This is a genomic window from Actinosynnema sp. (assembly GCF_052038725.1).
Genome location: NZ_JBQGCX010001480.1, coordinates 1 through 4,222, shown reverse-complemented (window position 1 = coordinate 4,222; position 4,222 = coordinate 1). Strand labels below are relative to the sequence as shown.

Annotated in this window: 5 protein-coding genes; all 5 read right to left on the bottom strand. The window is 74.8% G+C overall.

Annotated elements, in window-relative coordinates:
- Positions 1–777 (bottom strand): ABC transporter ATP-binding protein (locus tag ACTUAL_RS31275; RefSeq protein WP_440902746.1); only part of this gene is annotated, 777 nt, incomplete at its 3' end.
- The gene (locus ACTUAL_RS31270) at positions 774–1,790 is read right to left on the bottom strand and encodes a FecCD family ABC transporter permease (RefSeq protein WP_440902745.1); all 1,017 of its coding nucleotides are present in this window, start codon (positions 1,788–1,790) and stop codon (positions 774–776) included. The genes ACTUAL_RS31275 and ACTUAL_RS31270, both read right to left, overlap by 4 nt.
- Entirely contained in the window at positions 1,787–2,785 is a 999-nt protein-coding gene (locus ACTUAL_RS31265; protein ID WP_440902744.1) for a FecCD family ABC transporter permease, read from the bottom strand. Before ACTUAL_RS31265 ends, ACTUAL_RS31270 begins: the two co-directional genes overlap by 4 nt.
- Entirely contained in the window at positions 2,698–3,804 is a 1,107-nt protein-coding gene (locus ACTUAL_RS31260; RefSeq protein WP_440902743.1) for an ABC transporter substrate-binding protein, read from the bottom strand. Before ACTUAL_RS31260 ends, ACTUAL_RS31265 begins: the two co-directional genes overlap by 88 nt.
- 64 nt (positions 3,805–3,868) lie before the next feature.
- Positions 3,869–4,222, bottom strand: a 354-nt coding sequence (locus ACTUAL_RS31255; RefSeq protein WP_440902742.1) for a siderophore-interacting protein, incomplete at its 5' end; no start/stop codon positions are given.

Genomic DNA, 4,222 nt, shown 5'->3' with positions numbered 1-4,222 from the left:
TCTGAGGTCCGGCACGACCATCGGCGTTCCGGTCACCGGGTCCGGCACCACCACGCTCGGCAGGTCGAACACCTCCCGCACCAGCGCGGCGTCCACGATCGCGGACGGCGCGCCCTCGGCGACCACCCGACCGTCGCGCATCGCCACGAGGTGGTCGGCGTACCGGCAGGCCTGGTTGACGTCGTGCAGCACCGCGATCACGGTCCGCCCCCCGTCGCGCAACCCCGCCAGCAGCTCCAACAACCGGTACTGGTGCGTCAGGTCCAAAAAGGACGTCGGCTCGTCCAGCAGCAGGTACGGCGTGTCCTGGGCCAGCACCACGGCCACCCACACCCGCTGCCGCTGCCCACCGGACAGCTCCCGCACCGGCCGGTCCACCAGCTCCGCCACCCCGGCCGCCTCCACGGCCCGCGCGACGGCGGCCTCGTCCTGCTCCGACCAGGCCGACAGCAGCGACTGGTGCGGGAACCGCCCGCGCGCCACCAGCTGCCGCACCCGGATGTCCTCCGGGGCGACGGGTTCCTGCGGCAGGAACCCGAGCGAGCGGGCCAGCGCCTTCGTCGGGTAGTCGCCCACGGACCTGCCGTCGAACGCCACCTCCCCGCCGGAGGCCTTGAGCAGCCGCGCGAACGCGCGCAGCAGCGTCGACTTCCCGCAGGCGTTGGGCCCGACGACGGCGGTGAACGCCCCGTCCGGCACGTCCAGGGCGAGCCGGGTCGACACGACCCGCTCCCCGTAGCGCAGGGTCACGTCCCTGGCGGTCAAGCGCGCGGTCACGACCGCCGCACCTCCTTGGTGAGCAGCCAGATCAGGTAGCAGCCGCCGATGGCCGTGCTGACCACGCCCACCGGAAGCGAGACGGGGGCCAGCAGCATTTGCGCCACCAGGTCGGCCCCCTGCAGCAGCACCGCGCCGGTCAGCGCGGCGGGCAGCAGCGGGATGCCGGGGGAGCGGGCCAGCCTGCGCCCGATCTGCGGCGCGGCCAGCGCGATGAACGCCACCGGCCCGGCGACGGCGGTCACCGTCGAGGTCAGGCCGACGCCGACCACCACCAGCTCCAACCGCAGCCGCTCCAGCCGGACCCCGGTGGTGACCGCCAGCTCCGGGCCGAGCCCGGCCTGGCCGACGTCCCGCGAGCGGACCGCCAACCACCCCAGCAGCACCACGACCACGCTGAACGGGATGCCCAGGTCCGCCCAGCCGACCCCGTTGAGCGAACCGGCGCTCCAGCCGACGGCGGCGATCGCCACCTCCAGCTCCGCGCGCAGCACGATCCACGAGTTCAGCGCCGTCAGCACCGCGTTCACCGCGATGCCGATGACCACCAGCCGCAACCCGGACAGCCCGCCGCCCAGCGACAGCAGGTACACCGCCGCGGCGGCCACCGCCCCGCCGAGCACCGAGCTGAGCGCCAGCTGACCGGGCGTGCCCGCGAGCACGGTGATCGCGATCAGCGCGCCGGTGTAGGCGCCCGCGTCCAGCCCGATCACGTCCGGGCTGCCCATCGGGTTGCGGGTCAGGTTTTGGAACACCGCGCCCGCCAGCCCCAGCGCCACACCGAACACCAGCCCGGCGGCCACGCGCGGCGCCCGCCACTCGCGGATCACCACCCCGCCGTTCCCGGTCAGCGCGGAGAGCACCTTGGCCGGCGAGGCCCACGACGCCCCGGAGCACAGCCCCAGCAGCCCGAGCCCCAGGATCAGCACCACCACGCAGCCGGTCAGCACCAGCACGCGCCGCTCCACGCGGGCGGTGAACCGGCCCGCGCGCACCACGACCGCGCCCGTCACAGCTCCGCCGCCCCGTACTTGCGGACCGCCCAGGCCAGCACCGGCCCGCCGAGGAACGCGGTCACGATCGCCACCGGCACCTCGCCGGTCGGCAGCAGCACGCGGGAAGCGGTGTCCGCCACCAGCAGCAGCACCGGACCGAGCACCAGCGCGTACCCCACCAGCCACGGCGCCGAGGCCCCCGCCGCGCGCCGCGCCAGGTGCGGCACGATCAACCCCACGAACAGGATCGGCCCGGCCACCGCCGTCGCCGCCCCCGCCAGCACGGTCACCAGCACCAGCGCCCCCACCCGAACCCGCGCCACGTTCGCCCCCAGCGCCCGCGCCACGCCCTCGCCCAGCGCCACCGCGTTGAGCTGCCTGCTCAGCACCAGCGCGCCCACCAGGGCCACCACGATCGCCAGCAGCGGCACCGTCGTCGGCGCCTGCTCGCGCCCGGCCAGCGACCCCACCGCCCAGAACCGGTACTGGTCGAACACCTCCGGCACCAGCAGCCGAAGCCCCAGGCCCACGCCGGACAGCACGGAGGTCAGCGCCACCCCGGTCAGCACCAGCCGCAGCGGCGAGGTCCGGCCGACCGCGTACACCAGCAGCGCGGCCAGCACGGCCCCCAGCACCGACAGCGCCAGCTCGCCGGCCGCGCCCGCGAGCCCCAGCGCCGAACCGACGGTGATCGCGAACCCGGCCCCCGCCGTCACGCCCAGCACACCGGGCTCCGCCAGCGGGTTGCGCGACAGCGCCTGCACCAGCGCGCCCGCCACCGCCAGCGCCGCACCGGCGGCCACCGCCAGCACCGCGCGCGGCGCGCGCACGTCCCACACGATCATCGCGTCGGGCGAGCCGTCCGGGGACAGCAGCACCCGCACCACGTCACCGGGGGCGATCGAGCGCGCCCCCACCCCCAGGCTCACCACGGCGGCCACCACCAGCAGCACGACGGCGGCGGCCCGGCGCGCGACCCGCGCCCCGGCCGCCGCCCGCGTCGCACGGCGCACGTGGCCAGCCGCGGCGCGAACCCCTCGTCCGCGGGCGGGAGCGTCAGCTTCGCGGCCTCGTAGGTCGCGGCCTCGGTGTAGCGCAGCGGGAAGGTCTTGCCCGCCTTCACGGCGGGAAGCTCCTTCCACAGCGGCGAGTCCATGACGTACTGCACCGGGGCGGGCACCGAGCCGTCGGCCTTCACCGAGTAGGTGATCGCCTCGGCCTCGGCGAACGCGGCGGGCAGCTCCTCGATCGACGGGTACTCGCTGACGTCGCGCGAGCCGCCGCCCTTGACCTTGACCTCGCCGTAGTAGCTCGCGCCGAGGTCCTGGGCGATGTTGGTGCCCCAGGAGCCGTCGAACTCGCGCTGGAAGTTGCCCTTGGCGACCTCGCCGTACGCGCCCACGTGCGCCAGCTTCAGGCTCGGCAGCACGTCCTTGTACTTCGCGGCCAGGTCGGCGGCCTGCTTCTCGTACTCCGCCTTGACCGCGTCGAACTTCGCGACCGCGCCCGCCGCGTCGGCCTGCTTGCGCGAGAGGTCCCGCCACATCGACGGCACCGACGGCCCGATCGCGACCACCGGCGCGATCGACTCCAGCCGCTTGAGGTCGATGTCGGCCAGCACCGGCTTGGGCACGCCGATCACGATCAGGTCCGGCTCGGCCTCGGCGATCGCCTCGTAGTTGGTCTCCGAGGCGGCCTCGCCCGCGACCTTCGGCAGCTCCTCGTACTTCTTACGGTCTTCGGCGTCCATCATAGGGACGCCGCGCCACCAGGCGGAGATCCCCACCAGCGCAGCGTCGGCATCCACCAGCGCGGGGACCGCGTACCCGGTCGCGATGACGCGCTGGGGGGAGGCCGGGACGGTGATCTCGCCGTTGTCGGCGGTCACCACGCGCGTCTGGTTCGCGTCGGCGGTGGACTGCGCGTCGCCGCCCGCGCCCTCGCCGGACGTGCCGGACGAGCAGCCGACCGCGAGGGCCAGCGAGAGCAGCAGCGCGCCCGCGACGCGGGGGGACCTGGCAGTGGTGGACATCGTTGTTTTCCTCATTCGGTTGCGGCGTCGGCCTTGCTCGGCCCGCTCATGAGGCGGGCCCGTCTCAGTGGTCGTGCTCGTGCCCCTGGTGCCCGTGCTCCGGGTGCTCGTCGTCCTCGTCGAAGTCCGCGACGCCGCGCTTCCAGTAGCCGGTGATGTCGTGGTCCTCCTTGGACAAGCCCAGTTCCTCGCGCACCCAGCGGCGCAACGGCTTGATCACCCCGGCCTCGCCCGCGATCCACGCGTACAACCGCGCGCCCTCGGGCCTGGCGACGGTGCGCACCGCGCGCTCCAGCACGTCGCTGCTCCCCGGCGGGACGTCGCCCCGGTGCAGCCAGTGCACCCGCACGTCCTCCGGCGCGGACAGCTCGATCTCCTCACCCGCGTCCGCGACCTCGATGAACGCCCAGCCCGCCGC

What these genes read in the sequence shown, in the direction of transcription:
- ACTUAL_RS31260 (WP_440902743.1), bottom strand. Translation starts at nt 3,804, where the DNA reads ATGTCCACCACTGCCAGGTCCCCCCGCGTCGCGGGCGCGCTGCTGCTC.